At 65.1% G+C, this 23,808-nt stretch carries 25 protein-coding genes; 16 read left to right on the plus strand and 9 right to left on the minus strand.

Features of this window, described 5'->3' with window-relative positions; translation table 11 throughout:
• Positions 1–2 precede the first annotated feature (2 nt).
• From BDW16_RS14135 to BDW16_RS14170, 8 genes are all read left to right on the plus strand, one after another.
• On the plus strand, positions 3–719 hold the full coding sequence (locus tag BDW16_RS14135; protein WP_125958867.1) for a hypothetical protein: 717 nt from the start codon (positions 3–5) through the stop codon (positions 717–719).
• Positions 712–2,847, plus strand: coding sequence for a CoA transferase (locus BDW16_RS14140; protein ID WP_066581653.1), 2,136 nt, complete (start codon positions 712–714; stop codon positions 2,845–2,847). The genes BDW16_RS14135 and BDW16_RS14140 overlap by 8 nt, the downstream gene beginning before the upstream one ends.
• Positions 2,844–3,701 carry an alpha/beta fold hydrolase gene (locus tag BDW16_RS14145; RefSeq protein WP_083954471.1) on the plus strand — a complete coding sequence of 286 codons (858 nt, stop codon included), beginning with the start codon at positions 2,844–2,846 and terminating at the stop codon, positions 3,699–3,701. The genes BDW16_RS14140 and BDW16_RS14145 overlap by 4 nt, the downstream gene beginning before the upstream one ends.
• 74 nt (positions 3,702–3,775) lie before the next feature.
• Entirely contained in the window at positions 3,776–5,878 is a 2,103-nt protein-coding gene (locus tag BDW16_RS14150) for an acetate--CoA ligase family protein (RefSeq protein WP_164519431.1), read from the plus strand.
• A complete protein-coding gene (locus tag BDW16_RS14155; protein ID WP_066581646.1) occupies positions 5,878–6,240 on the plus strand; it encodes a Zn-ribbon domain-containing OB-fold protein in 363 nt (120 codons plus the stop codon). Before BDW16_RS14150 ends, BDW16_RS14155 begins: the two co-directional genes overlap by 1 nt.
• Entirely contained in the window at positions 6,237–7,388 is a 1,152-nt protein-coding gene (locus tag BDW16_RS14160; protein WP_066581643.1) for a thiolase, read from the plus strand. Before BDW16_RS14155 ends, BDW16_RS14160 begins: the two co-directional genes overlap by 4 nt.
• Positions 7,388–8,227, plus strand: a complete 840-nt coding sequence (locus BDW16_RS14165) for a MaoC/PaaZ C-terminal domain-containing protein (protein WP_066581639.1) — start codon at positions 7,388–7,390, stop codon at positions 8,225–8,227. The genes BDW16_RS14160 and BDW16_RS14165 overlap by 1 nt, the downstream gene beginning before the upstream one ends.
• The gene (locus tag BDW16_RS14170; protein WP_066581632.1) at positions 8,227–8,709 is read left to right on the plus strand and encodes a nuclear transport factor 2 family protein; all 483 of its coding nucleotides are present in this window, start codon (positions 8,227–8,229) and stop codon (positions 8,707–8,709) included. Before BDW16_RS14165 ends, BDW16_RS14170 begins: the two co-directional genes overlap by 1 nt.
• Here BDW16_RS14170 and BDW16_RS14175 read toward each other — a convergent pair.
• The gene (locus tag BDW16_RS14175; RefSeq protein ID WP_066581629.1) at positions 8,702–9,187 is read right to left on the minus strand and encodes a cupin domain-containing protein; all 486 of its coding nucleotides are present in this window, start codon (positions 9,185–9,187) and stop codon (positions 8,702–8,704) included. The two genes, BDW16_RS14170 and BDW16_RS14175, sit on opposite strands and share 8 nt — an antisense overlap.
• Positions 9,188–9,204: 17 nt before the next feature.
• Complete coding sequence (locus BDW16_RS14180; RefSeq protein ID WP_066581626.1) at positions 9,205–9,969, minus strand: SDR family NAD(P)-dependent oxidoreductase; 765 nt, start codon at positions 9,967–9,969, stop codon at positions 9,205–9,207.
• 133 nt (positions 9,970–10,102) lie between these two features.
• Here BDW16_RS14180 and BDW16_RS14185 point away from each other — a divergent pair, with 133 nt between their 5' ends.
• Complete coding sequence (locus BDW16_RS14185) at positions 10,103–10,888, plus strand: SDR family oxidoreductase (RefSeq protein ID WP_066581623.1); 786 nt, start codon at positions 10,103–10,105, stop codon at positions 10,886–10,888.
• A 21-nt stretch (positions 10,889–10,909) separates the two neighbouring features.
• On the opposite strand, the gene BDW16_RS14190 is transcribed toward BDW16_RS14185, so the two are convergent.
• Complete coding sequence (locus BDW16_RS14190) at positions 10,910–11,914, minus strand: aromatic ring-hydroxylating oxygenase subunit alpha (protein ID WP_066581621.1); 1,005 nt, start codon at positions 11,912–11,914, stop codon at positions 10,910–10,912.
• A 25-nt stretch (positions 11,915–11,939) separates the two neighbouring features.
• Positions 11,940–12,950 (minus strand): aromatic ring-hydroxylating oxygenase subunit alpha, encoded by a 1,011-nt coding sequence (locus tag BDW16_RS14195; RefSeq protein WP_066581619.1) that lies wholly within the window; start codon positions 12,948–12,950, stop codon positions 11,940–11,942.
• Between the two features lie 83 nt (positions 12,951–13,033).
• On the opposite strand from BDW16_RS14195, the gene BDW16_RS14200 reads away from it, so the two are divergent.
• The gene (locus BDW16_RS14200) at positions 13,034–13,561 is read left to right on the plus strand and encodes a MarR family winged helix-turn-helix transcriptional regulator (RefSeq protein WP_066581617.1); all 528 of its coding nucleotides are present in this window, start codon (positions 13,034–13,036) and stop codon (positions 13,559–13,561) included.
• Here BDW16_RS14200 and BDW16_RS14205 read toward each other — a convergent pair.
• Positions 13,558–14,547, minus strand: a complete 990-nt coding sequence (locus BDW16_RS14205; RefSeq protein WP_066581614.1) for an NADP-dependent oxidoreductase — start codon at positions 14,545–14,547, stop codon at positions 13,558–13,560. The two genes, BDW16_RS14200 and BDW16_RS14205, sit on opposite strands and share 4 nt — an antisense overlap.
• Before the next feature lie 161 nt (positions 14,548–14,708).
• On the opposite strand from BDW16_RS14205, the gene BDW16_RS14210 reads away from it, so the two are divergent.
• Entirely contained in the window at positions 14,709–15,881 is a 1,173-nt protein-coding gene (locus BDW16_RS14210; protein WP_066581611.1) for a thiolase family protein, read from the plus strand.
• Here BDW16_RS14210 and BDW16_RS14215 read toward each other — a convergent pair whose 3' ends face one another.
• Positions 15,882–16,703, minus strand: coding sequence for a class II aldolase/adducin family protein (locus BDW16_RS14215; protein WP_075150259.1), 822 nt, complete (start codon positions 16,701–16,703; stop codon positions 15,882–15,884).
• Between the two features lie 21 nt (positions 16,704–16,724).
• Here BDW16_RS14215 and BDW16_RS14220 point away from each other — a divergent pair, with 21 nt between their 5' ends.
• From BDW16_RS14220 to BDW16_RS14230, 3 genes are read left to right on the plus strand one after another with little or no spacing between them, the layout of a single operon-like run.
• The gene (locus BDW16_RS14220) at positions 16,725–17,801 is read left to right on the plus strand and encodes a glycerol dehydrogenase (protein ID WP_066581607.1); all 1,077 of its coding nucleotides are present in this window, start codon (positions 16,725–16,727) and stop codon (positions 17,799–17,801) included.
• On the plus strand, positions 17,798–18,871 hold the full coding sequence (locus BDW16_RS14225) for an NADH:flavin oxidoreductase/NADH oxidase (RefSeq protein ID WP_083954466.1): 1,074 nt from the start codon (positions 17,798–17,800) through the stop codon (positions 18,869–18,871). Before BDW16_RS14220 ends, BDW16_RS14225 begins: the two co-directional genes overlap by 4 nt.
• Complete coding sequence (locus tag BDW16_RS14230; protein WP_066581605.1) at positions 18,868–19,500, plus strand: nuclear transport factor 2 family protein; 633 nt, start codon at positions 18,868–18,870, stop codon at positions 19,498–19,500. The genes BDW16_RS14225 and BDW16_RS14230 overlap by 4 nt, the downstream gene beginning before the upstream one ends.
• Here BDW16_RS14230 and BDW16_RS14235 read toward each other — a convergent pair.
• Positions 19,485–20,207, minus strand: a complete 723-nt coding sequence (locus BDW16_RS14235) for an SDR family NAD(P)-dependent oxidoreductase (RefSeq protein ID WP_066581597.1) — start codon at positions 20,205–20,207, stop codon at positions 19,485–19,487. The genes BDW16_RS14230 and BDW16_RS14235 overlap by 16 nt on opposite strands.
• Positions 20,208–20,389: 182 nt before the next feature.
• Here BDW16_RS14235 and BDW16_RS14240 point away from each other — a divergent pair, with 182 nt between their 5' ends.
• Both BDW16_RS14240 and BDW16_RS14245 read left to right on the plus strand, forming a co-directional pair.
• A complete protein-coding gene (locus BDW16_RS14240; RefSeq protein ID WP_066581594.1) occupies positions 20,390–20,890 on the plus strand; it encodes a 2,4'-dihydroxyacetophenone dioxygenase family protein in 501 nt (166 codons plus the stop codon).
• A 12-nt stretch (positions 20,891–20,902) separates the two neighbouring features.
• Positions 20,903–21,964 carry a CaiB/BaiF CoA transferase family protein gene (locus tag BDW16_RS14245; RefSeq protein WP_066581591.1) on the plus strand — a complete coding sequence of 354 codons (1,062 nt, stop codon included), beginning with the start codon at positions 20,903–20,905 and terminating at the stop codon, positions 21,962–21,964.
• Positions 21,965–21,988: 24 nt separating this feature from the next.
• Here the strand turns inward: BDW16_RS14245 and BDW16_RS14250 are convergent, their stop codons facing one another.
• The gene (locus BDW16_RS14250) at positions 21,989–22,918 is read right to left on the minus strand and encodes an electron transfer flavoprotein subunit alpha/FixB family protein (protein ID WP_066581588.1); all 930 of its coding nucleotides are present in this window, start codon (positions 22,916–22,918) and stop codon (positions 21,989–21,991) included.
• Positions 22,915–23,664 carry an electron transfer flavoprotein subunit beta/FixA family protein gene (locus tag BDW16_RS14255; protein ID WP_100362773.1) on the minus strand — a complete coding sequence of 250 codons (750 nt, stop codon included), beginning with the start codon at positions 23,662–23,664 and terminating at the stop codon, positions 22,915–22,917. The genes BDW16_RS14250 and BDW16_RS14255 overlap by 4 nt, the downstream gene beginning before the upstream one ends.
• Positions 23,665–23,808 lie beyond the last annotated feature (144 nt).

The following is a 23,808-nucleotide window of genomic DNA, read 5'->3' on the forward strand; positions in this document are numbered from 1 at the left end:
TGGTGGCCGACGCGTTCACCGGCTACCGGCGGCGTGTTCGCGTCGTGCCGGGAGACGGGCGCATCGAGGTCGACATGGAGGATGACGCGCATTGCTTTGGCGTGTCGCTGATCCATGATGGCGCACGGATCGAAGCGGTGGAGACGCGGGCGCCGCGCTATCCCTGGTCGACCTGCCCCGCCGCCGGAGGCTTCCTTGCCCAACGGATGGCGGGGGTCGCGCTCGCCGATGCGGCCCTGGTTGAAAATCAGCGCGATCACTGCACGCATCTGTACGACCTGTTCGTTGTCGCCGCGCGACATGCGCTCGATCCTGCGCCGTTCACCTACGACATTCGCGTATCCGATCCGGTCGAGGGCGTGATCGTTGCCGAGATCGATCGCGATGGCGAGACGCTGTTGCACTGGCAGTTCGACGATGTTCGCGAAAACGCGGTCGGCGTACCGACCGGCGACCGGCGGGCGTTCGATGCCTGGACCCGGGCGCAGCCGGAGAATCTCATCGAAGGCGGGCTGATGCTCCGCCGGGGGGTGATGGTGTCCGGCACCCGCTTTTTCGATTTTCCCGTCGGGGCAGCCGCAAGCGCGATGAGCCAGATGATCGGATCCTGCTTCACCTATGCGCCCGAGCGCGCCGGACAGGCGTTGCGCGAACCCGACACGATTCGCGATTTCTCGAACCATCCAGAAAAAATGCTGAGCGGAGAGCGGGATGACTGACGTGTTGCGCGGTTTCAAGGTGCTCGATCTTGGTGCCGGACAGGCGGTGTCTGCAGCAGGATTGCTGTTGGCGCAGAGCGGCGCCACGGTGATCAAGCTCGACCGCGACGATACGCCTCTCAGTCCCGAGCAAGATGCGCTGTGGAACCGCTACAAACAGCGTGAGCCATTCAGCACAGCGCGGCTCGATGCGCTGCTCGGCGAAGTCGATGCAGTGATCCACGACGTGCTGCCCGCCGCTGCGGGCGCGCTCGGCCTCGATAGCGCGACACTCTCCATGCGCTATCCGGCACTGATCCATGTCGCGGTCGGCGGCTGGCCTGCCGGCCATCCGAACGAGAACCGCCCGGTCAGCGACGCGCTTGTTTTGGCTGAAGCCGGCCTGCTGGACGAGCAGAAGGCCGTGGCACGCGATGGCCCGGTCTGGCTGCGCTTTCCGCTGGGCAGCGCGCATGCGGGCTATCTTGCGGCGATCGGCGTGCTGGCGCGGCTCTATGCGCGACGGCGCACGGGCAAAGGCGGATCGGTAGCGACCAGTCTGTTGCAGGGCGCGCTGATTCCGACCGCGCTGATCTGGCACCGCGCCGACAGGCCCTCGCCAGCGCTCAAATTCGGGTTTCCGAAGGATGCGGGGGCGACACTGTTCGAATGTGGCGACGGCCTGTGGATGCATACCATGGGTCAGCCAATCAAGGCGCCGTCCCTCTCGCGCGCGCTGGCGGCAATGGACCCGGACACGCGCGCTGCACACAACGCCAGATATGCGAACGCCGTGATCAAATATATCGAGGATCGCGGTGCGATCGAGGCGATCTTCAAGACGCGCCCGCGCAGCGAGTGGCTCGAGGAGCTCTGGGCGTCCGATGTGCCGGTCCAACCGGTGCAGGACATGGGCGCACTCTATGAGGACGAGCAGGCGGCGGCGAATTCCTATGTCGTCGATGTCGAAAATGCGCGGTTTGGCCGGACCCGCCAGCCCGGGCCGCCGATGCAGGTCGCGAGCGGAACGCCGACAGGCGAACCCATGGTCGAAGGGTGCGCGATGGCATCGCCGCTGCAGGGTCTGAAGATCGCCGATTTCGGCAACTTCCTGGCAGGGCCGCTGGCTCCGCAACTGCTCGCCGATATGGGCGCGGACGTCGTGAAGGTCGAATCGACGACGGGCGACCCGCTGCGCCATGCCGATTGGGCGTTCAATGGATGCCAGCGCAACAAGCGGGACATCGCTGTCGCGCTCAAGCATCCCGATGCGGGCAAGGTGCTCGAGAAGCTGATCGGATGGGCCGATGTGGTCCACCATAATCAGCGCATGCCTGCCGCGGAAAAGCTGGGCTTTGGCTGGGATGCGGTTCGCACCATCAACCCGCGCGCCGTCTATTGCCACGTCAATTCCTATGGTCCGCAGGGGCCGCGCAAGGACTGGCCCGGCTACGACCAGTTGTTCCAGGCTGCCTCCGGATGGGAAGCGGCGAATGCGGGCGAGGGTAATCGCCCGACCTGGTGCCGTTTCGGGATGATGGATCACCTGTGCGCGCTCGCATCGGTCGTGGCGACATTGCTCGCATTGCTCAGGCGTGACGCGACGGGAGAGGGCGAGTTCGTCGCGGCGTCATTGCTCGGCGGCAGTCTCGCGACGATGGAGACCTTTGTCCTCCCCGACGGCACGCTCGCCCCCATGACCCGACTTGATCGTGACCAGATCGGGATCGGGCCCGCGCAGCGGCTGTTCGAATGCGTGGATGGCTGGGTTGCCGTCGATGCTCCCGGCCGCGATGCCCTGCCCGGCGAGCTGAGCGAGACGGCAATTGCGGCGATGACCAAAGCAGCGGCGGTGTCGGCGCTGACCGCTCGGGGATATCCGGCCGCCGCCGTCGCGCTGGACAACGGCGCTACCTTTCTCGCCGATCCCGACAATCGCGCAGCGCGTCTCGTCGCCTCGTTCGACCATCCAGCCTATGGCGGTTATGATCAGGTCGGCGTGGCGTGGAGTTTCGGCGATCTCGCGACGCCGCTCCGCCGGCCGCCGCCGTTGCTCGGCGAGCATAGCGCGCAGCTTCTGGAGGAGCTCGGCTTCGATGCCGATGCACGCGCCGCGCTGTTCGCCGCCGAAGCCGTGAAAGCCGCATGACCAGCTGGCTCAGGGGGCTGGGTGGCATAAGGCTGGCGGCGAGCATGTTCGGCCCGGTCGATGGGCCTCCCGTGCTGATGCTGGGCGGATTGGGCCAGACGCGCCATGGCTGGTCGCGCGCGGCGGAACGGCTGAGCGAGCGAGGCTGGCGCGCGATCACGCTAGACCTGCGCGGGCATGGCGAAAGCGATTGGTCACCCGATGGCCATTATGGCTATGCCCGCACGGTCGGCGACTTGCTGGCGGTGATCGACGGACTTGGCCGGCCATGTGTACTCGTCGGCGCCTCGCTCGGCGGCAAGATCTCGCTTGTGGCCGGAGCACAGGCCGGAGCGGAGAGGGTTCGCGCGCTAGTGATCGTCGATACCGTCCCGCGGACCAATCCGGCCGGAGTAGCAGAAGTGACGCAAGTGCTGCGTGCGCCGCCCGAAGGGTTCAGCTCGCCCGACGAAGCCGCGGCGGAACTGGCGCGCATCCGCGGACAGGAGCCCAGGCCGGACGCGGGCGAACGCATGCAGAGAAACATGCGCATCGACGGGGCCGGGCGCTGGCACTGGCACTGGGATCCGGCCTGGATGGACCGCGAACAAGGAATCGGACTTGCCGCCGCGACCGACTTTCTCGAGGAAATGTCCGCGCGGCTGACCATGCCGGTCCTGCTGACCCGGGGTGAGCGGAGCCAGGTCGTGAGCGACGAGGGGCTCGCCGCGTTCCGTGCGATCGTTCCCCAGCTTGAAGTCGAGTCGATCGCAGGCGCTGGGCACATGATCGTCGGTGATCGCAACGATGTCTTTGCCGATGCCACGCTCGCTTTTCTGGACCGGATGTTCGGCCTTCACCCCGTATGTGATTGATTGCTCCGCGCACTTGCCTTGTGCCTCGCATCGACGAAGAGCGAACGGACAATCATAAAGGGCTTTCGATCGACGTGCTTTCGAGCTTTTTCACGCCCGCCAGCATCGCCGTGGTCGGTGCAGCCGACGATCCGTCCAAGCTTCGCGGCAAGCTGCTCAAGCTGGCAAAGGACAGCGCCTATCCGGGCGTGGTGCATGCGGTTCATCCCAAGGGCGGTACGATCCAGGGACAGGCTGCTTATACCAGCCTGAGCGAGATCCCCGGCGGCGCGGAACTGGTGCTGATCGCGACTCCTGGCGCAACGGTGCCAGGCGTGGTGCGCGAGGCGGTGGCGGCAGGCGCGAAGGCCGCGGTGATCCTGTCCTCGGGCGTCGATATCGCGGACCTGACCGACGCGATCGGCGATAGCGGGCTGCGCTATATGGGACCAAATACCGAAGGGTATTTCGATCTTGCCGGCATTGCCTCCACCTTCGCCGCAGTGGTCGAGGAGGCGCTGTCGCAGAACAGGGCCGCGCCGCGCCCGGGGCGCAAGGTTTCGATCGTGTCGCAATCGGGTGGCCTGGGCTTTTGTCTGTTCGGCCGGGGGCTGTCGGAGAATCTCGACTTCCGGTCCGTCATCACGACGGGCAATGAAGGCGACCTCGAATCCCTCGATTTCGTCGATCACCTGCTCGACCAGGGCGAGAGCGGTGTCATCGTCATGTTCATCGAAGGGCTGAAAACCCCCGCGCGCTTTGCGTCGGTAGCTGCAAAGGCGGCCGACAAGGGCGTGCCCATCGTCGTCATGAAAGTCGGCCGCTCGGAAGCGGGGCAGCGCGCCGCTGTCAGCCACACCGCCCATCTGACCGGCGCGGACACCGCCTATGACGCGGTGTTCGACCGCTATGGCGTGATCCGGGTGTTCGATATGGAAGAGATGCTGGCGGCCGCAGCGGCGCTGGCGCGATTCCCGCAGGGCCGCGTGGCCCGTGCGGCGGTGGTCTCGACTTCGGGCGGCGCAGGCGCCTGGGCGGCCGATCTGCTCGGTGCGGCGAGCATCGACGTCCCCGTTCTGTCCTCGCAGTTGCAGGCGAGCCTCCAGGAATTCATTCCCGAATTCGGGTCGCCCGCCAATCCGGTCGACGTCACCGCGCAGGCGGTCGAGGCGGGCGGGCGGCCGCTGGTCAAGGTACTCGAACGCCTGCAGCATAGCGATGAGATCGACGCGATCGTCGTCAATATGGGCCTGCACAAGCCGGGCCGGGTCAAGGCGCTCGCCGACTTGCTCGGGCCGCTCTATGCGGGCGCGACCAAGCCGATCCTGTTCCATTCGCATATTCTGCCGCACCCCGAGAATATGGCGGCGCTGGCGGAACTGGGAGGCCAAGGCTTTGCAAGCTTCCGTGGCTGCGCATCTGCCCTTTCGGCGCTGAACAAACATGCTGCCTTCCTGGCTGACTGGAAGGTGCGCGCGCCTGTCCTGGCGCCGGCAGCAGCAGCGGTTTGCGACGATATCGAGCCGGGCATATTGAACGAGCTGCAGACGAGCTCGCTGCTGTCGGCCTATAACATCCCGGTGCCTGCCAACGCGCTGGTTTCCGATCGCGCGGCGGCGCTCACACAAGCGCGCGCGATGGGCTTCCCGGTCGTGCTGAAGATCCAGTCGCCCGATATCGCCCATAAGACCGAGGCCGGAGGTGTGGCGCTCAACATCGGCGAAAGCGATGTCGAGGCGGCGTTCGACCGGATCATGGCATCGGCGATGGCCTATTCCCCCGAAGCCCGAATCGAGGGCGTTCTGGTCCAGAAGATGATGCCCAAGGGGCATGAAATCGTGATCGGCATCACACGCGATCCCGATTTCGGACCGCTGGTGATGTTGGGATCCGGCGGCATCTATCTCGAGGTCCTGAAGGACGTGGTGTTCGCGCCGCCGCCCATTTCGACCGAGGCGGCAAAGACGCTGATCGGGCGTTTGAAGACCGCCCCGATCCTGGAAGGTGTCCGCGGGGAGGCGGCGGGAGATCTCGACGCGCTGGCGGCGCTCATCTCCCGCGTCGCCGACCTCGCGCGCGCCGAAGGCAATATCGACCAGCTCGATCTCAATCCCGTATTTGTCTACCCGGCGGGTGAAGGCGTTGTCGCGGTCGACGCGCTCGCCGTCGCCGGGCAGCCCGTCGGCGGAGGCCATTGATGCAGCCCGAAGAACAATATCTCGCGTTTCTCGCCGAAGGGCGCTTCATGCTCCAGCGCGCGAAGGGGAGCGGGACCTATGTCTTCTTTCCGCGCGTCGCCGTGCCGGGGACGGGCGAGACAGACCTCGAATGGGTGGAAGCGTCGGGGAACGGAACCGTCTATTCGACCACGGTGGTTCGCAGCAAGCCGCCTGCCGAAGACTATAATGTCGCGCTGATCGACCTGACCGAGGGGGTACGGATGATGGGCCGCGTCGTCGATATCGACCCGGCAGCCGTGCAAATCGGACTGAAGGTGAAGGCGAAGGTCGGTGAGATCGACGGCAAGCCCGCAATCCTGTTCACGGAGGCAGGCGCATGAGCTTTCCACGCGGCAAGACGGCGGTGGTGGGCAGCGCCACCTTCGGTATGGGATCGGCACCGGGCTATACGGCGGCGGAGCTGCTGGCCAAGGCATCGCTGGCGGCCATCGCCGATGCGGGGCTGAAGCCTTCGGACATCGATGGCGTCTTTGCGATGCTGCCGCAGGACCCGTTCTGCGCGATGTCCGTTCCTGAATATCTGGGCATCCGGCCCAAGGTGGTGGAATCGACGCGCACCGGCGGATCGGCGTTCCAGATCCATGCGATGTGGGCGGCGCTCGCGCTCGAGGCTGGCCTGTGCGACGCGGTCCTGATTGCCTATGGCAGCAACCAGCGGTCGGCATCGGGCGGGTTGGTGTCGAGTGGCGCGGCTCCCTTTCCCTACGAGCAGGCCTACAAGCCGCGCAATCCGCCGAGCAGCTACGCGCTCGCCGCCGCGCGGCACATGCATGAATATGGCACGACGCGCGAGCATCTGGCCGAGGTTGCGGTGGCCGCACGCAAATGGGCGCAACTGAACCCTGACGCATTCGCCCGCGATTCGCTGACGATCGAAGACGTGCTGGCCGCGCGGATGGTGTCCGATCCGCTGACGGTGCGCGATTGCTGCCTCGTTACCGATGGCGCCGCGGCGATCGTGATGACGCGCGCCGACCGGGCAAGGGACTTGCCCCAGCCTCCCGTCTATCTGCTGGGCGCGGCATCGGCGACCTGGTTCAAGAACATCTCCGAAGCAACCGACCTGACCGTGACTGCAGCATCGGAAGCCGGCGCGCGGGCCTATGAACAGGCCGGCGTGAAGCCTTCGGACATCGACATCGTCGAACTCTATGACGCCTTCACGATCAACACGATCCTGTTCCTCGAAGATCTGGGATTTTGTCCGAAGGGGGAGGGCGGACGGTTCGTCGCCGATGGCGGGATCGCGCCGGGAGGACGGCTGCCGGTCAACACCAATGGCGGCGGCCTGAGCTGTGTCCACCCCGGCATGTACGGTCTGTTCACAATGGTCGAGGCGGTGACCCAATTGCGCGGTCAGGCGGGCAACCGGCAAGTGGCGGACGCGAAGCTCGCGCTGGCGCACGGCAATGGCGGCACACTTTCCAGCCAGTCGGTCACGATCTTCGGCACAACGGAGACACTCTGATGCCGCTCAACGCCGACTATATCCTTTCGCGCGAATTCGCGCCGGTCGAATCCGTGGTTACCGACCGCGATGTCATGTTCTATGCGCTGTCGATCGGCCTTGGCCGCGATCCGATGGATCCATGGGACTTGCGCTATGTGTTCGAGAAGGACCTGAAGGTCTTTCCGACCATGCCCATCGTCATCGGCCACCCCGGCAACTGGATGACCGATCCCGAAACCGGGATTACCCGAACGATGGTCGTCCATGGTGCGCAGCGGCTGACGATGCTTCGCGACCTGCCGATTGGCGCGACTGTGATCACCACCAACCGCGTGACCCGCATCTGGGACAAGGGCGACAAGGGGGCGGTCATGGATCTGGTGCGCGAGACCATCGACAAGGCGACCGGAGCGCTGATCGCTCGCAGCGAATCGAGCGTCTTCTGCCGCGCTGATGGCGGCTTTGGCGGACCTCAGGGCGAGTCGCATGTCTTTGAACCGGTGCCCGATCGTGCCGCCGACCGGTCGGTCGAGATGCCGACCGATCCGAACATGGCGTTGATCTATCGCCTCAACAACGATCGCAATCCCCTCCACGCCGAACCGGCCTTCGCCGCCAACGCGGGCTTCTCACGCCCGATCCTGCACGGGCTGGCCACCTATGGCGTCGCTGCGGTCGCGGTCGCGAAGACATTTCCCGAACGGGCGATCACCTCGTTCGAGGCGCGCTTCTCCAAGCCGGTGCTGCCGGGCGAGACGATTGCGGTCGATCTATGGGATGAGGATGGCGCGGTCGCGTTCCGGGCGCGCGTCGGCGACAAGGTCGTGCTCGATCGGGGGCGGGCGATATTGTCGTGATGCCGCTTGAACGCCGGCTGATCGACGAGATCGAGATCCAGCGGCTGGCCGCGGCGTACAGCCATGCGGTGATGCGGCTCGATGGAACCGCGGCCGCAGCGACCTATGCCGAGGATGGCGTTCTCACCGCCTTCTCCAAGCCCGGCATTGTTGGGCGCGCCGCGATCGCGGAGGCACTGATCCTGACGCTCGAGCCGCTCGCCTTTCTCAATCAGAATTGCGGCGCAGGAATCATCTCGGTCGACGGCGACAGCGCAACCGCAAGCTGGACCGTCACCGAACTGCTTCAGCGCAAGGGTGAAGACCGTCTATCCTGCTGCTTCGGCAGCTATCAGGACCGGTTGGTGCGCACAGCCGATGGCTGGCGGTTCGCGCACCGGACCTTCGTGCCCTTCTTCCGGGGACGAATCGAGGCGGACGGGCGCTCCTACCCCAATCCGGCTTTCACCGGACCGGCGGGGCCGCAGAGCGCGCTTAGCTGACTGGGCCGGGCAGCGGGTTTCCCTTCGCTTTCCACGGTTCGCGGTTCTTGAGCGCCGGCACGATGCCCTGCTTCGCGCCATTTTTCTCCAGCAGCGCCAGATAGTCGGCCATGTCCTGTTCCGACCAGAATGCCTCGCCACTGCCGGCGATCACACCGAGCAATTCGCAGCCGTCCGGCCCGGCGACCCACGGGCCGAAGCGGTCGCCATGCATCAGGAAGATGTGTGTGCCCTTGGGGCATAGCCGGTCGCCGACCGTCACTTCGCCCTCGAGCACGAACACGGTGTGATCGCCCTGGTGTCCATGGGTGAGCGAGATCATCCCCGGCTCCCATCGATTGTAGAATGCGAAGTAACGCGGCATCGATTCGAGGAAGCGTTCATAGATCGACGCCGTTCGCCCGTCCGCAAACTCGATGCGAACCACCTCCTGCTCGTAAACCTCGTCGATATGTTTGATCCGCGGTGCGCCCAGCATTTTCGCTCTCCTGTCTGTTATCGCATCATCAAGGCCCCGCCATCGACGGGTATGATCTGTCCGGTCATGAAATGCGCGCCGTCTGAAGCCAGGAACGCGACCACCGGCACCAGATCGCGCCGGATATCGCCGAGCTTGCCACCGATCGGGATCGCGACCTTGAGGGCGGCATCATGGGCAGCAAGCTGGTCGGTGCTCATGCTGCTTCGGGTCTTGTCGTACATCGGTGTCCAGATGGTGGGCGCGATGGCGTTGACGCGGATATTGTAGCGGCCCCATTCGCTGGCGATTGAGCGCACCCAGGCGACGACCGCCCCCTTGGCGGCGGCATAGGCTGCCTTGCCCGGATAGCCCTTGATCCCTGCCGACGATGCGAAGTTGATGATCGCGCCGCCGTGATCCTTGAGGTGCGGGAACACCGCCTGATTGACCAGGAAAGTGCCGGTCGCGTTGACCGCGATGGCTTCAAGCCATTGCTCCGGCGGGATCGATTCGGCAGGCGCGCCGGGCGCTATTCCCGCGGCATGGATCAGCACGTCCAGCCCATCCAGCGCAGCGACGGCTTGGTTCGTCGCGGCATCGACCGAGGCCTTGTCCGTCACGTCGACCGCAAGGAAAGTCGCGCCCGCTTCTCCGGCGACCCGTGCGCCGGCATCGGCGTTGAGGTCGAGCGACACAACGCGCGCGCCCATCGCAGGCAGGGCGCGGACCAGCCCTGCGCCCATACCGCTCGCTCCGCCCGTCACGATGATCCGGCGGCCCTCCAACATCCTGTCTGCCATCGAGCTCTCCTTGGACCCTCGATAGCACCGACCAACTGTCCAGCGGATCGCGGCTGTGATCGTTAGCCTCAACGCGTTGCGAAATATCCGCGACTGGCGATCCTTTGGGCCAATGGTTCAAGGGAGAGAGGCGATGGATTTCGGTATCCGGGACAAGGTTGCGTTCGTGTCGGGGGGGAGCAAGGGCATGGTGCGCGAGGCCGCGCTGATGCTTGCCGACGAAGGAGTGAAGGTGGCGATCGTCGCCCGCACGCAAGGGCCGATCGACGATACGGTCGCTCAGATCCGCAGCCGGGGCGGTACCGCGATGGGTTATTCCGCTGACCTGACGACACGCAGCGGCGTACGCGACGCCGTAGCTGCGGTGCGTGCGCAATTCGGCGATCCGGACATCGCGATCAGCTGCGTCATGGAGAATATCGCCGGCGACTTCGACGATGTGAAGGACGAGGATTTCGAACGCTTCTTCATCGTCTATGCGATGTCGGTGGTCTATCTGGCGCGCGAGGTCATTCCGGCGATGAAGACCAAGGGCTGGGGCCGGTTCGTCGCGGTCGGATCGGGTACCGCCAAGGAACCCGTCGGCAACATCCACCATATGCTCGCGAATACGACGCGGCCCGCTGCCGTCGGTTTCGTCAAGACGCTGTCGGACGAAGTGGCAAAGTACGGCATCACCTGCAACACTGTCGGGCCGGGCTGGATCGGCACCGCCAATATGTACGATTATCTCGAGAAGAAGATGGGCGTGACGCCCGACAAGGTCGGCGAATTCCTGCATGATCTGATTCCGGCGGGCCGCGTCGGCCGGCCGGAAGAGATCGCATCGACCATCGCCTATCTATGCTCCGACCTCGCCGGCTATATCAGCGGCAACTGGATCGGCGTGGACGGCGGCAAGCACAAGTCGTTGTTCTGACGGGGCGACGCGGTGGCCGGGCTATAGCTCGACCACCGCGCGGGTCGGTGTCGTGCCCTCGGGCGCTTCATAGAATTGTTCGCCCCATTTGCGCAGCGCCATATAGCCGGCGATGTCCTGTTTCGCGAACACCGGGCGCTGAACGAAGACCTGATGCCGCCAGATGCGCGCATCCTCCTCGAACAACTCGATCGTATGGTGCGCGAAATCACGTTTCGCCTGGGGCATCACGTCGGGGGATGCGGGGTCGCGGGGCAGGAAATAGCTGACGCGAAGGTCCGACAAGGCATCGTCTACCGGCGTCGCAGTCAGGATCAGGCGATAGGGATTGCGTCCCTCGAATGCGGCGAAGGACAATCCTGGGCCCATGTTCAGCGTATGCAGTGTCATTGCCACCTGCTTGGTCTTTGCCGATTTGAATCCCATGCGCGAGCGCCAGCGCGTGCCGGGCGTCTCGAACCACAGGAGCTCAGGGTCTTCCGGCGCGCCATGCGTGAAGCGGAAGTGCATCGAATCTGCCGCATTCTCCTGGATGAGCTGCGGGTGGATCGGCTCGGAGGGCTTGTCGACCACGGCTTGCGGATAGCAGGGATAATAGTCCGCCTCGCTTCCCGGCAGATCGAAATCGGCGAACAAGTCGGGTAGCTCCCAGCCCTCGCGCGGCGGTCCGCCGGCCGGATCGTGCCACATGAAGATCAACCCGTGCCGCTCGATGACGTGGCGGGTGCGCAACCTCGCGCCGGTCGGCTTGTCTTGATAAGGGATTTCGGCATTCCGGCCGTCTTTGTCCCACATCCAGCCATGATAGGGGCAGACGACGCAGCCATTCTTCACCTTGCCGCCATAGCCGAGATGCGCACCCAGATGCTTGCAGTGCGCATCCATGACAGCGAGGTCGCCGGCCTGATCGCGAAACGCCACCATGTCGGCGCCGAAATAGCGCATCGGAACCACGCCGCCCGGGGCGATCTGCGCGCTCCAGCCGATCTGGAACCAGCCTGTCGGTTTCATGCTCAGTTTCAGCATCGATCGTCCTTCGGTGTTGCTGTCGTCAAAGGGTCTCGACAAAGGGGGTCGGCGAATTGCCAGCCTCGCCTTCGTAGAAGCGTTCGCTCCAGTTGCGCAGCATCGTGTAGCCCTTGATATCCTGCTGGGCGTAGACGGGGCGCTGGACGAAAATCTGATGCCGCCAGATGCGGGCATCCTCTTCGAACAACTCTGCGGTATGGGCGGCGAAGTCGCGCAACTTGAGCGGCATCGTGTCGGGCGATGCCGGATCGCGGGGCAGAAAGTAGCTGACCCGGAAATGGGCCGTTTCGTCGTCGATCGGCGTCGCGGTGAGGATCAGTCGATAATGGACATTGTCGCCGTCGAAAAAAGTGAATGAGAGGCCGACATTGGGTTTGATGCCCCGGTTGAACAGGGCGAACTCGCCGGTCTTCGGCGACTTGAACGCCATGGTGCTGCGCAGGCGGTTGCCCTCGATCCGGCAGTCGGTGAGCTGCGGATATTCCGGCGCACCATGAGTGAACACGAAGTGCACCGAGTCCGCCGTGTTCTCCATCATCAGTTGCGGATGGATATGCTCGCCCGGACGATCGACCACCGCTTGCGGGTAGCAGGGATAATAGTCAGCCTCGTTCGCGACGCCCTCAGGAAAATCGGCGAACAGGTCGGGCAATTCCCACCCGTCGCGCGGCCCCTCGCCGCTCGGATCGTGCCAAAGGAAAATCAGCCCGTGACGTTCGATCGCCGACCATTTGCGCAGCTTCGCTCCGGTCGGCTTGTCCTGATAGGGGATATTGGCATTGCTGCCGTCCTCGCGCCACGCCCAGCCATGATAGGGGCATATGATGCAATCCCCGCGAACCTTGCCACCATGCCCGAGATGAGCGCCCAGATGTTTGCAATGCGCATCCAGCACGCTCAGGCGGCCGTCAGCGCTGCGAAAGGCGACGAGGTCATGCGAGAAATAACGCAGGGGCACGGCTTGACCGGGAGCAATTTCACCGGACCATCCGATCTGGAACCAACCGGTGGGCTTCATGTTGAGCTTGAGCATCGCGGCCTCGATTTAATTCGAAAATCGAAATATCATGCGCGATGCGCGGTTTCACCTCTGCGTGCCGATCCACCATATATGCGATGGCGGCGGCCGGAGGGATCGGGCAGCGTGACCGGATGAGCGAGGACCTGCCCAAGACTGTCGCGCATTTGCAGGCCCGGCTTCCATCGGGTCCGATCGGGCGATTGCTGGCGTCGATCGGCAATCTGTCGACCTCGTTGGGCGCGATCCATGCCCGCTTCGCCCAGGACCATGGCCTCGGGCCTCGCGGGATCTGGATCATGAGCTGGATTTCGGAAGGTCAGGGCAATCCCGGCGCCATCGCCCGCGCGATGATCCTGCCGCCCAGCGTCATCTCGGGGGACCTCAACCGGCTGGTCGAGCAAGGACTGGTCGTCCGGCAACGGGGCGCAGCGGACGGCCGGCGGCTCGACTATAGCCTGACCGAAACGGGACAGGCATTGCTGGCGAAAGCGCATGCCCGCTATGTCGCGATCCTCCAGGACAAGTTCGCCGAATATCCGCCCGACCAGATCGATGCGCTGCTGCGTATTCTCTTCGAGATCAGCGGTCATGTCCGGTCGCATCTCGATGCCGCGGACGATTAAAGGCGGATCAGCCGCTTACCGATCCCCGCACCCTGCAGCATGTTGAGATAGGCGGCGGGGGCCTGTTCCAGATGATCGATGATCGTTTCGCGATGCACAATCGTGCCGCTTGCAATGCCGTCCGCCAGTTCGGCGCGAGCAGGTTCGAACAGCTCTGGGTGCTCGGCGGTTATGAACCCGCGCAATGTGAGCGCGCGATAGAGCAATGTCTTGAAGTGCCTGAGCGCCAATGGCGCCTCGTCATTATAGTGCGCCGCCAGTCCGCACAGCATGATCCGGCCGCCCTGCACCATGGCGAGCAACGCCGCATCGAGACTGGGACCGCCGACATTTTCGAACAGGATATCGATGCCGTTGGGTGCCGCCGCGGCGATCCGGCCCGCCAGATCGGGGTCGCGATGGTCGAGGCAGGCGTCAAACCCCAGTGTGTCGACGACATAGGCGCATTTGTCGGCGCCCCCGGCGGTGCCGACAACGCGCAGTCCGCGCGCCTTTCCAAGCTGGCCGACCACGCTTCCCACCGGGCCGCTGGCGGCCGAGACGAGCAGGGTTTCGCCCGCTGCAGGCTGAGCGAGGTGAAGCCCGACCCACGCGGTCATGCCCGAGCGGCCCAGCACCCCCAGCGCCAGCCGGGGCGGGTGGATCGCCGGGGAAATCACTTCGGCACGAGCGGCGGCAAGGCTTTGCACCGCTTGCCAACGTCCGATGGCCAGCACGGTATCGCCCACGGCATAGCCCGGCGCTCGCGATGAAATGACTTCGCCTACGATCCGGCCATGGATGGTACCGTCCGCCCATTCCGGAACTTCGCCCGCCCAGCTGCGCATCGCCCGCGCCAGATAGGGGTCGAGGGCGATGTATCGCGTACGGATGGTAATCTCGTTCTCGTCCGGCGCACGTGCCTCATCCGCGCCGAACGCGAAATCGTCCAGCGCCAGCGTTTCGCAGCGCCGACGCATGCGCCAGAAGCCGTTACTGCCCTGCATCGCCACCTCCCGCCCGGGACTTAACGCATCGATGCCGCATCGCCAGCCGGCATGGCATAGAGCGCACATACTTGCGCAATCGGCGCGCGACTTGAAACCTACACCTTGTCGGCTTTAGGGCTGTGAGCAACGTCGAGATACGCCCAGAGGAATTGGATTCCATGCCATCAGCCGTGATCGTCAGCGCAGCGCGCACCGCCGTCGCCACCGCCCGCAAGGGAACGCTCGCCAATACCAGCGCGGAGACATTGGCGCTGGCCGTGCTCAAGGAAGTCGTGGCGCGTTCGGGCGTCGCGCCGGACAGGGTAGACGATGTGATCCTTGCCGAATCGCTCTATGGCGGCGGTGCGGTCGCGCGGCATGCCGCTGTGGAGGCCGGCATGACAAAGGCCGGGGGGATGGCGCTCAACCGGCATTGCGCGGGGAGCCTGACTTCGGTCGGTCTTGCCGCAGCTCAGGTCATGTCGGGGATGGAAACATTCATCGTTGCGGGCGGGGTGATGTCGATCTCGACCGCGCCGAAGATGCAGCGCAGAGTGCCCGGTACGGAGGACGTCCAGGATTTCTGGATGCCGCCGACTCACCCGGACAGCCCGGAGGCACCCAATCTCGACATGTCGATCACGGTCGGCTGGAACACGGCCCGGGCGGCGGGGCTGACGCGCGAGGAACAGGATGCCTGGGCGGTCCGCTCGCACCAACGTGCGATTGCCGCGATCGACGCGGGATATTTCAACGAGCAGATCGTACCCGTCCAGGCATTGATGCCGGATGGCTCGACCGTGGAGTTCAAGGTCGATGAGCATCCCCGCCGCGATTCGACCATCGAGAAACTCGCCACGCTGAAAGTGCTGCATCCCGAAATCGAGGGCTTCTCGATTACCGCAGGCAATTCGAGCGGCGTCAATGATGCGGCATCGGCGATGATGGTGACCACCGACGCGGTTGCCGCGGCCCAAGGTCTCGGGGTGATGGCAAAGATTCGTGCCTGGACCTCGGTGGGCGTCGATCCGGCGAAGACCGGACTTGGCGTTCTCGATGTCATCCCCAAGCTGCTGTCGCGAGCCGGGGTGGATCAGTCCGACGTGGCGTTGTGGGAGATCAACGAGGCGTTCGCCTCGGTCCCGCTTGCGGCATCGCGGATGCTCGGCATTGATGACGAGATGATCAATATCTCGGGTAGCGGATGCTCCATTGGCCATCCGGTCGCGGCGTCGGGCGGGCGGATGCTGATCACGCTGATCCATGATCTCAAGCGTCGCGGCGGGGGGCTCGGTGTCGCGGCGATGTGTGCCGGCGGCGGTCAGGCGGGCGCCGTCCTCATCGAGGTCTGATCAGTCCCGGTACCGTGGATCGGCCCGGTCGAGCTGCCGCAGCAGCGCGGGCCATTCGCGACCGCCATCGGTCGAGACCTCCGCACTCCCCGTTTTCGGGGCGAATAGCTGCGCGGTGCGCTGCTGGCTTTCCGCGCTCGGCATGACCGGGGCGCCGCCCGCCAGCGCTGCTACCTGGATCTGGCACGCCGTCTCCAGCCGCTGCATCAGCAGGAACGCTTCCGGGATCGATCGGCCGACGGTCAGCAGTCCGTGATTGCGCAGGATCAGCGCGTCGTTGGCGCCGAGCGCAGCGATCAAACGGACCCGCTCGCCCTCGTCGATCGCCGGCCCTTCGAAATCATGATAGCCGGTGCGGCCGAGAAAGCGCAGCGCGGTCTGGCTGATCGGCATCAGCCCCTGCGGCATGCACGAAACCGCGACGCCCGCACGGGTGTGCGTATGAATGACCGCCTGCACATCGGGCCGGGCCGAATGCACTGCGCTGTGGATGACATAACCCGCCCGGTTTATCCCATAGTCCGTATCGCCCGCGTCGAGGACATTGCCCTCGATGTCGATCCGCACCAGTGAACTGGCGGTAATCTCTTCATACAGCAGCCCGAACGGGTTGATCAGCAGATCCTCGGTATCCGGGATGCGCGCCGTGATGTGATTGAAGATCAGATCCGTCATCCCGTAGCGCGCGATCAGGCGATAGCAGGCGGCAAGGGCGATCCGGGTGTCGCGTTCGATCGGGTTCATGCCCGATGTTTTGCGCCGATCCGCCCGAACCAACAATCGCGGATGGGATGCTTTCGTTTGAACCTTTCGCACGGGCATGGGCTGGGGCAATTTCGGCGGATGATCAGGATCTTTGGCGGGCCGACCCGCTATGTGCAGGGCCCAGGCGCCATCGGCGAACTCGGCACGCTTACGGAACGGCTGACAAAACGGCCTTTGCTGGTGGTCGATGCCGATGTGCTGCCCTTCGTCGAGGCGCAACTCTCGACCGCCTTTGCCGGGCGTCCCAGTATCACGCTCGCCTTTCGCGGCGAGGTCACTCACGCCGCCATCGACCTGCTGGTCGAACAGGCGGGCGACGCGGATTGCGTGATCGGGATCGGCGGGGGCAAGGGACTCGATGCGGCCAAGGGGGTCGCATTCAAGCTGGGCCTCCCATTCATTGCCGTGCCGTCGATCGCGTCCAACGACTCGCCCACGGGCCGCTCGATGGCGATCTATAATGACGAGCATGTGCTGGTCGCGATCGAGACGATCCCCGACAGTCCGTTGCTGGTCGTCACCGACACGCAATTGATCGCGAATGCGCCCGCACGCTTCCTGCGGACGGGCATGGGCGACGCGCTTGCCAAGAAGTTCGAGGCGGAGCGCGCGGTGGCCGATGGCGCGAGCAACTTCTTCGGAACACGCCAGTTGCGCACGGCATTGGCGATTGCCGATGCCTGTTATCAGACGCTGCGCGAACATGGCGTAGCGGCGATGGCGGCAGCCGAACGGCATGAGCCCGATGAGGCGTTCGAAGCGGTGGTCGAGGCGAATGTTCTGATGGCGGGGCTCGCCTGGGAGAGCGGCGGCCTGTCCTACGCCCATGCTGTCGTACGCGGGCTGGTCAAGGCGCGTGGCGCGGCCAGCGCACCGCATGGCGACCATGTCGGCTATGCGACGCTGGTTCAGCTTGCCATCGAGGGGCGCGATGACGGGTTTATCCTCGACGTGATCGGCTTCAACCGAAGCGTCGGTCTGCCTGCCTCGTTGGCGGAGCTGGACATGGGATCCCCGACGCCGGATGAAATCGCCGAAATCGCGCGGTTGACGACAATCGGGCCCAAGGGCGGCCGCATCATCGTGAATGCTGGCCCCGGCCAGATCGCAGACGCCATCAAGCGGGTCGAGCAACTGGCGACCCGGGAATCGTGACGGCATCGCTCTTTACGCCGTTCACCCTTCGCGGCGTTTCGATGCGCAATCGCATTGGCGTGTCGCCCATGTGCCAATATTCCGCAACCGACGGGCTGGCGAACGCCTGGCACCTCACCCATCTGGCCAGCCGCGCGGTCGGTGGCGCAGGACTGGTGGTCACCGAAGCCGCCGCGGTAACCCCGGAAGGCCGGATCAGCCCGGCCGATCTTGGCCTATGGTCCGATCGGCACATGGAAGCGTTGCGGCCCGTTGCCGCCGCGCTTGCAGCCGCCGGCGCAATCCCTGGAATCCAGCTCGCCCATTCAGGACGCAAGGGCAGCACTCAGGTGCCATGGCTTGGCCGCGAGGCGGTGCCGCTCGAAGCAGGGGGCTGGAGGGCCGGGAGTGCGACCGCGGCGCCGTTCTCGGCCAGGTCAGCGCCAACCTATGCGCTCGATACCCCGGCTATTGCGGCGATCGTCGATGGCTTTGGCGCAGCCGCGCGCCGGGCCGTTGCTGCAGGATTCCGCTGGGTCGAATGCCATTTCGCGCACGGCTATCTGGTCCATTCCTTCCTGTCCCCGCTCGTCAATGACCGCACCGACGACTATGGCGGCAGCTTCGAGGGACGGGCGCAGCTGGCATTGGAGATCGTCCGGGCCGTCCGCGCCGCGGTGCCTGACGATGTCCCGGTCGTGGTGCGGCTGTCCTGCGTCGACTGGACTCCCGGCGGCTGGACACTCGACGAATCGGTTCGCCTTGGCCGGCTGCTCGGTGAAGCCGGAGCCGACCTGATCGATTGTTCGAGCGGGTCCGCGATACCCGGTGATGCCCCGCCGGACGGGCCGGCGGTCCAGCGGGATTTCGCGCGCGTCATTCGGGCCCGGACGGATATGCCGACCGCAGCGGTGGGCGGAATTGTAACGGCTGAGGAAGCCGAGGCGCTCGTCGCGAATGGGTCCGCCGATATCGTCCTGCTCGCGCGCGCCATGCTTCGCGATCCCTATTGGGCGCTGCATGCGGCCCGAGCCTTGGGCGAAACGCCGTCATGGCCGCCACAATATGCGCGCGCGATGGGGACCGGATGACCGACGACATCACCGCAAGGCTCGGGCGGATCGAGGCGATCGAAGCGATTCGGCAACTGGCGTTCGGCTATGCACTGTGCGTCGATGCGCGCGATCTCGATGCGCTGGTCTCGCTCTATGTCGATGACGTTCGGGTGGGCGAGGGCAAGCAGGGACGACCGGCACTGCGCGAAACCTTCGACGCGGCATTGCGCCAGTTCACGACCAGCGCACACCATGTGACCAATCACCTGATCGAACTGCTCGGCCCCGACGACGCCATCGGGCTGGTGAGTTGCCGGATCGAGCATGAAGTCGGCCCCGATTGGGTGACGGCAAGCCTGCTCTATCATGACCGCTATGCGCGGCGGAACGGCATATGGTTGTTTCGCGGGCGGGTGCAGGCCCGGCTCTATGCGACGGCGCAGGACGATCCGCCGGTGGGGCCGGCCAAGATGCGTTGGCCGGGCGCGCCGGTTGCGGAAACCGGCTTCTACGACCCCTTGCCGTCCTGGGCCGAATATTGGGATGGTGGGACGCGAACGGCATGGAACGGAGAGGGAGCGGATCTGCTCGTTTCCCGCCTGCGGCGCGGCACCCGCCTGCCGCCGCCGCCGCGCTACATCTTCCGGGATCAGACGGAGGAATAGCCCCCATCCACCGGCAATACGACACCGGTGATGAAGCTCGCTTTGTCCGAACAGAGGAATGCCACCGCATCGGCAATATGGCGTGGCTCGCCCCAGCGGCGCATCGGCGTGCGGCCGATGACGCGCTCGCGCAGCGCAGGGTCGATCTGACGGTCGGTCAGCGGCGTGACGATCCAGCCCGGTGCGACGGCGTTCACGCGAATGCGCTGTTCGGCCCAGGCGATCGCAAGGCTCTTGGTCAGCAATGCAACGCCGCCCTTGCTCGCCGCATAGCCTGGCGCAGTACCGCTGCCGAAGAGGCTCATCATCGATGCGATGTTGACGATCGCGCCGCCGCGTACGGCCAGGGCCGGGCGAAACGCGCGGCAGCAGCGCATCGTACCGGTGAGGTTGACGTCCAGCACATGCTGAAATGCCTCCTCCTCGAACGCCGCGTGGCCGCGTGCGGTCGTGCCCGCGCAATTGACGAGGAAGTCGATTCCACCGGTGTCTTCGGCAAAGGCGCGCACCGCGGCGTCATCGCTGACGTCCAGCGGCTTCATGGCGATTCCGGCAAAGCCCGCTTCGCCGGCCCGGGCATCGACCTCGGCCTGATCATATCCGGTGGCGACGACCTCCGCGCCCGCGGCGTGCAGCGCCTGCGAGATCGCACCCCCGATACCGCCGATACCGCCAGTCACCACCGCGCGTTTGCCCGTGAAGTCCATTTCGCCGTCTCCTTTCCTCTGGTGGATAGTCAGAGACGGGGTGCCATGACAGGGCAAGGCCAGCACATGGGTGATGACTGGCCGTCGGCCGTCCCAGCCATTGACCCTGCGCTACCCCAGGCCGATGAAAGCGTGGACAGGGGCCGCCCTCGCGTGTTCCAATTTTGAAGCGGAGCTGCACTATGGCGTCGATCGCCAAGGATTTCCGGCCGGAAGGAATGGCCGCCAATTTTCTGCCCAAGGACCTGGTGGTCAAGATTCCGGAGGATCTGAGCAAATGGGTCCGGCGCCCGGCCGGGCATTATTATTGCCCGATCATGTTCGACACCTCCGCCGGCATTACCGTCAACGTGCTTCACTATCCCAATCCCGGCGTGATCGGACGGCACGTACATGACGGTCCGGTCTTCTCCTACACGATGGAGGGAAGCTGGTATTATCCCGAGCACGACTGGGTAGCGGAGAAGGGGTCGTTCGTCTGGGAACCGCCGGGCGAGCATCACACGCTGACCGTCAAGGAATCGATGACGGCGCTCTATGTCATGCATGGCGGCCTGACCTTGCTCGACGAGAATGAGAAGCCGATCGGCTTCGACAATTGTCTTACCCTGCTAGGTTTCTGTGCCGAATGGTATCGCGAGCAGGGTTATGACGACGACTATATCAAGCAATTCATTCGCTGAGCTGCGGCGCGAATGACCACTCGCCCGCTGGATGGCATCCGGGTCGTCGAATTCGAAGGTCTGGGACCCGGACCTACTTGCGGGATGATATTGGCCGATTTCGGGGCCGAGGTCGTTCGCATCTCACGGCCGGATTACGCGCAATGGGCTGACCCGGTCACCTCGCGCGGCAAGGGGCTGCTTGCCGTTGACCTCAAGGATCCCGCGGGGATGACGCAGGTTCGCGAGGCGATCGAGTTGGCCGACGTGCTGATCGATCCGTTCCGGCCGGGCGTCATGGAGCGGCTGGGTCTTGGCCCGGATGATCTGCTGCAAAGCCGCGCTCGCCTCATCTACGCGCGATTGACGGGCTGGGGGCAAACGGGGCCGCTTTCGCAGCGTGCCGGCCATGATATCAATTATCTGGCGCTGTCGGGTGCGTTGGACGGGATCGGCCGTCCGGGCGAAGTGCCGACACCGCCGCTCAACCTGATCGGCGATATGGGCGGCGGCGCGGCGGTGGCTGCCTTTGGCATCTGCGCCGCATTGTTCGAGCGAGAGCGCTCCGGGCTGGGGCAAGTGATCGACGCGGCGATCCTCGATGGCACGAGCATGCTGATGGCAATGTTCCACGGCATGCAAATCCCGCTGACGCGCCAGGACTCGCCGCTTGGCGGGACACAGCCTTGGTATGACTGCTATGCCTGCGCCGACGGGCGACACATCGCAATTGGCGCGCTGGAGCCGCAATTCTGGGACAATCTGGCCGAAGCGATCGAGCTGCCGCAGCAATTGCGCGATCGCCAGCGCGTTCCCGCAGACGTGATCCGGGGAGCACTGACGGCGATCTTTGCGACGCGAACGCGTGACGATTGGGACAATCGATTGTCGCAGCTCGATGCGTGTGCGACGCCGGTCCTGTCTGTCGACGAAGCCATGGCGCATGCCCAGGCGCTGGATCGTAACCGGTATTGCGAACGTGGTGGGATCGCCCAGCCTTCGCCCGCGCCGCGTCTGTCGCGAACCCCGGCGGCGCCATCGGCCGAGCGGGACGGGTGGGCAACGGTTGAGCGCTGGCGTACCGCGGGGAACTAGTCCCGCCGTACGCCGACGCGCCGCTCAGAGCTTTTCGGTCAGCTCCGGCACGATCTTGAACAGATCGCCGACCAGGCCGAGATCCGCGACCTGGAAGATCGGCGCATCCTCATCCTTGTTGATGGCGATGATGGTCTTCGAATCCTTCATGCCCGCAAGGTGCTGGATCGCGCCCGAGATTCCGATCGCGACATAGACTTCCGGCGCGACGATCTTGCCGGTCTGGCCGACCTGATAGTCGTTGGGGGCATAGCCCGCATCGACCGCCGCGCGGCTCGCACCGACCGCGGCGCCGAGCTTGTCGGCGAGCGGGTCGATCAGCCCGTGGAACTGCTCCGACGAGCCGAGTGCACGGCCGCCCGAGACGATCACCTTGGCGCTGGTCAGCTCCGGACGCTCCGACTTGGCGATTTCGGCGCCGACGAAGCTCGAAAGACCCGAATCACCCTTGCCCGACACGGCTTCGACCGAGGCACTTCCGCCTTCCGTCGCCGCCTTCTCGAATGCGGTGCCGCGCACGGTGAGGACCTTCTTGGCGTCCGCCGACTTGACCGTGGCAATCGCGTTGCCGGCATAGATCGGGCGCGTGAAGGTGTCGGCGCTTTCGACCGACAGCACTTCGCTGATCTGCATCACGTCGAGCAACGCGGCGACGCGCGGCGCGATGTTCTTGCCGGTGGTGGTGGCGGGTGCAACGAAGGCGTCGTAGCCGGCCATCAGCTCGGCGACGAGCGGCGCGACATTCTCGGCCAGCCCATGGCCATAGGCCGCGTCATCGGCCAGCAGCACCTTCGACACGCCGACGATCTTCGCCGCAGCGTCGGCCGCGCCCTGCGCGCCCTGTCCCGCGACCAGCGCGACGACATCGCCCAGCTTGGTGCCGGCGGTGACGGCGGCGAGCGTCGCGTCCTTGACGCTGTTGTTGTCGTGTTCGACCCAGACCAGCACGCTCATTTCGCAACTCCCAGCGCCTTGAGCTTGCCGACAAGCTCATCCACATCCGCAACCTTGACGCCGGCCTGGCGCTTGGCCGGCTCGGTGACGCTGACGACGGTGAGGCGCGGGGCCACATCGACGCCATAGTCGGCGGGAGTCTTCTGATCGAGCGGCTTGCTCTTGGCCTTCATGATGTTGGGCAGCGAGGCGTAGCGCGGCTCGTTCAGGCGAAGATCGGTCGTGACGATCGCCGGGAGCTTGAGCTTCACCGTCTCGAGGCCGCCATCGACTTCGCGAGTCACGTCGACCTGCTCGCCGGCAATTTCGACCTTGTTCGCGAACGTGCCCTGGCCCCAGCCAAGCAGCGCGCCCAGCATCTGGCCGGTCTGGTTGTTGTCGTCGTCGATCGCCTGCTTGCCCAGGATGATCAGGCCGGGCGCTTCCGCCTCGGCGACCTTCGCCAGCAGCTTGGCGACGCCCAGCGGCTCGACCTTGTCTTCGGCGACGATCAGGATGGCGCGGTCGGCGCCCATCGCCAGCGCGGTACGCAGCGTTTCCTGCGCCTTCTGCTCGCCGATCGAGACCACGACGATCTCGGTCGCCGCGCCCTTTTCCTTGAGGCGGATCGCCTCTTCGACGGCGATCTCGTCGAACGGGTTCATGCTCATCTTGACGTTGGCGAGGTCGACCCCCGTTCCGTCGGCCTTCACCCGCGGCTTCACATTATAGTCAAGCACACGCTTGACCGGCACCAATATCTTCATTCCGTTTCTCCGACCGCCTCGAGGCCTTGGATTGCATCGCGCGCCATGCGGAAATGGCGGCTCCCCCGTCAATGCGAACGCCGGTTTGATCAGGAGGGTGATGGCGAGGGGGCGAAGCTTGCCGGGGGCAGCCCGGGCCTTCTA

The sequence above is a fragment of the Sphingomonas koreensis genome (genome assembly GCF_002797435.1).
GTDB classification, from domain to species: domain Bacteria; phylum Pseudomonadota; class Alphaproteobacteria; order Sphingomonadales; family Sphingomonadaceae; genus Sphingomonas; species Sphingomonas koreensis.

What these genes read in the sequence shown, in the direction of transcription:
- BDW16_RS14240 (WP_066581594.1), top strand. Translation starts at nt 20,390, where the DNA reads ATGGCGTCGATCGCCAAGGATTTCCGGCCGGAAGGAATGGCCGCCAAT.
- BDW16_RS14190 (WP_066581621.1), bottom strand. Translation starts at nt 11,914, where the DNA reads ATGCTGAAACTGAGCATGAAACCGACAGGCTGGTTCCAGATCGGCTGG.
- BDW16_RS14250 (WP_066581588.1), bottom strand. Translation starts at nt 22,918, where the DNA reads ATGAGCGTGCTGGTCTGGGTCGAACACGACAACAACAGCGTCAAGGAC.
- BDW16_RS14185 (WP_066581623.1), top strand. Translation starts at nt 10,103, where the DNA reads ATGGATTTCGGTATCCGGGACAAGGTTGCGTTCGTGTCGGGGGGGAGC.
- BDW16_RS14145 (WP_083954471.1), top strand. Translation starts at nt 2,844, where the DNA reads ATGACCAGCTGGCTCAGGGGGCTGGGTGGCATAAGGCTGGCGGCGAGC.
- BDW16_RS14230 (WP_066581605.1), top strand. Translation starts at nt 18,868, where the DNA reads ATGACCGACGACATCACCGCAAGGCTCGGGCGGATCGAGGCGATCGAA.
- BDW16_RS14155 (WP_066581646.1), top strand. Translation starts at nt 5,878, where the DNA reads ATGCAGCCCGAAGAACAATATCTCGCGTTTCTCGCCGAAGGGCGCTTC.
- BDW16_RS14220 (WP_066581607.1), top strand. Translation starts at nt 16,725, where the DNA reads ATGATCAGGATCTTTGGCGGGCCGACCCGCTATGTGCAGGGCCCAGGC.
- BDW16_RS14255 (WP_100362773.1), bottom strand. Translation starts at nt 23,664, where the DNA reads ATGAAGATATTGGTGCCGGTCAAGCGTGTGCTTGACTATAATGTGAAG.
- BDW16_RS14200 (WP_066581617.1), top strand. Translation starts at nt 13,034, where the DNA reads ATGGCGGCGGCCGGAGGGATCGGGCAGCGTGACCGGATGAGCGAGGAC.
- BDW16_RS14195 (WP_066581619.1), bottom strand. Translation starts at nt 12,950, where the DNA reads ATGCTCAAGCTCAACATGAAGCCCACCGGTTGGTTCCAGATCGGATGG.
- BDW16_RS14175 (WP_066581629.1), bottom strand. Translation starts at nt 9,187, where the DNA reads ATGCTGGGCGCACCGCGGATCAAACATATCGACGAGGTTTACGAGCAG.
- BDW16_RS14170 (WP_066581632.1), top strand. Translation starts at nt 8,227, where the DNA reads ATGCCGCTTGAACGCCGGCTGATCGACGAGATCGAGATCCAGCGGCTG.
- BDW16_RS14245 (WP_066581591.1), top strand. Translation starts at nt 20,903, where the DNA reads ATGACCACTCGCCCGCTGGATGGCATCCGGGTCGTCGAATTCGAAGGT.
- BDW16_RS14140 (WP_066581653.1), top strand. Translation starts at nt 712, where the DNA reads ATGACTGACGTGTTGCGCGGTTTCAAGGTGCTCGATCTTGGTGCCGGA.
- BDW16_RS14180 (WP_066581626.1), bottom strand. Translation starts at nt 9,969, where the DNA reads ATGGCAGACAGGATGTTGGAGGGCCGCCGGATCATCGTGACGGGCGGA.
- BDW16_RS14215 (WP_075150259.1), bottom strand. Translation starts at nt 16,703, where the DNA reads ATGCCCGTGCGAAAGGTTCAAACGAAAGCATCCCATCCGCGATTGTTG.
- BDW16_RS14165 (WP_066581639.1), top strand. Translation starts at nt 7,388, where the DNA reads ATGCCGCTCAACGCCGACTATATCCTTTCGCGCGAATTCGCGCCGGTC.
- BDW16_RS14210 (WP_066581611.1), top strand. Translation starts at nt 14,709, where the DNA reads ATGCCATCAGCCGTGATCGTCAGCGCAGCGCGCACCGCCGTCGCCACC.
- BDW16_RS14205 (WP_066581614.1), bottom strand. Translation starts at nt 14,547, where the DNA reads ATGCAGGGCAGTAACGGCTTCTGGCGCATGCGTCGGCGCTGCGAAACG.
- BDW16_RS14235 (WP_066581597.1), bottom strand. Translation starts at nt 20,207, where the DNA reads ATGGACTTCACGGGCAAACGCGCGGTGGTGACTGGCGGTATCGGCGGT.
- BDW16_RS14160 (WP_066581643.1), top strand. Translation starts at nt 6,237, where the DNA reads ATGAGCTTTCCACGCGGCAAGACGGCGGTGGTGGGCAGCGCCACCTTC.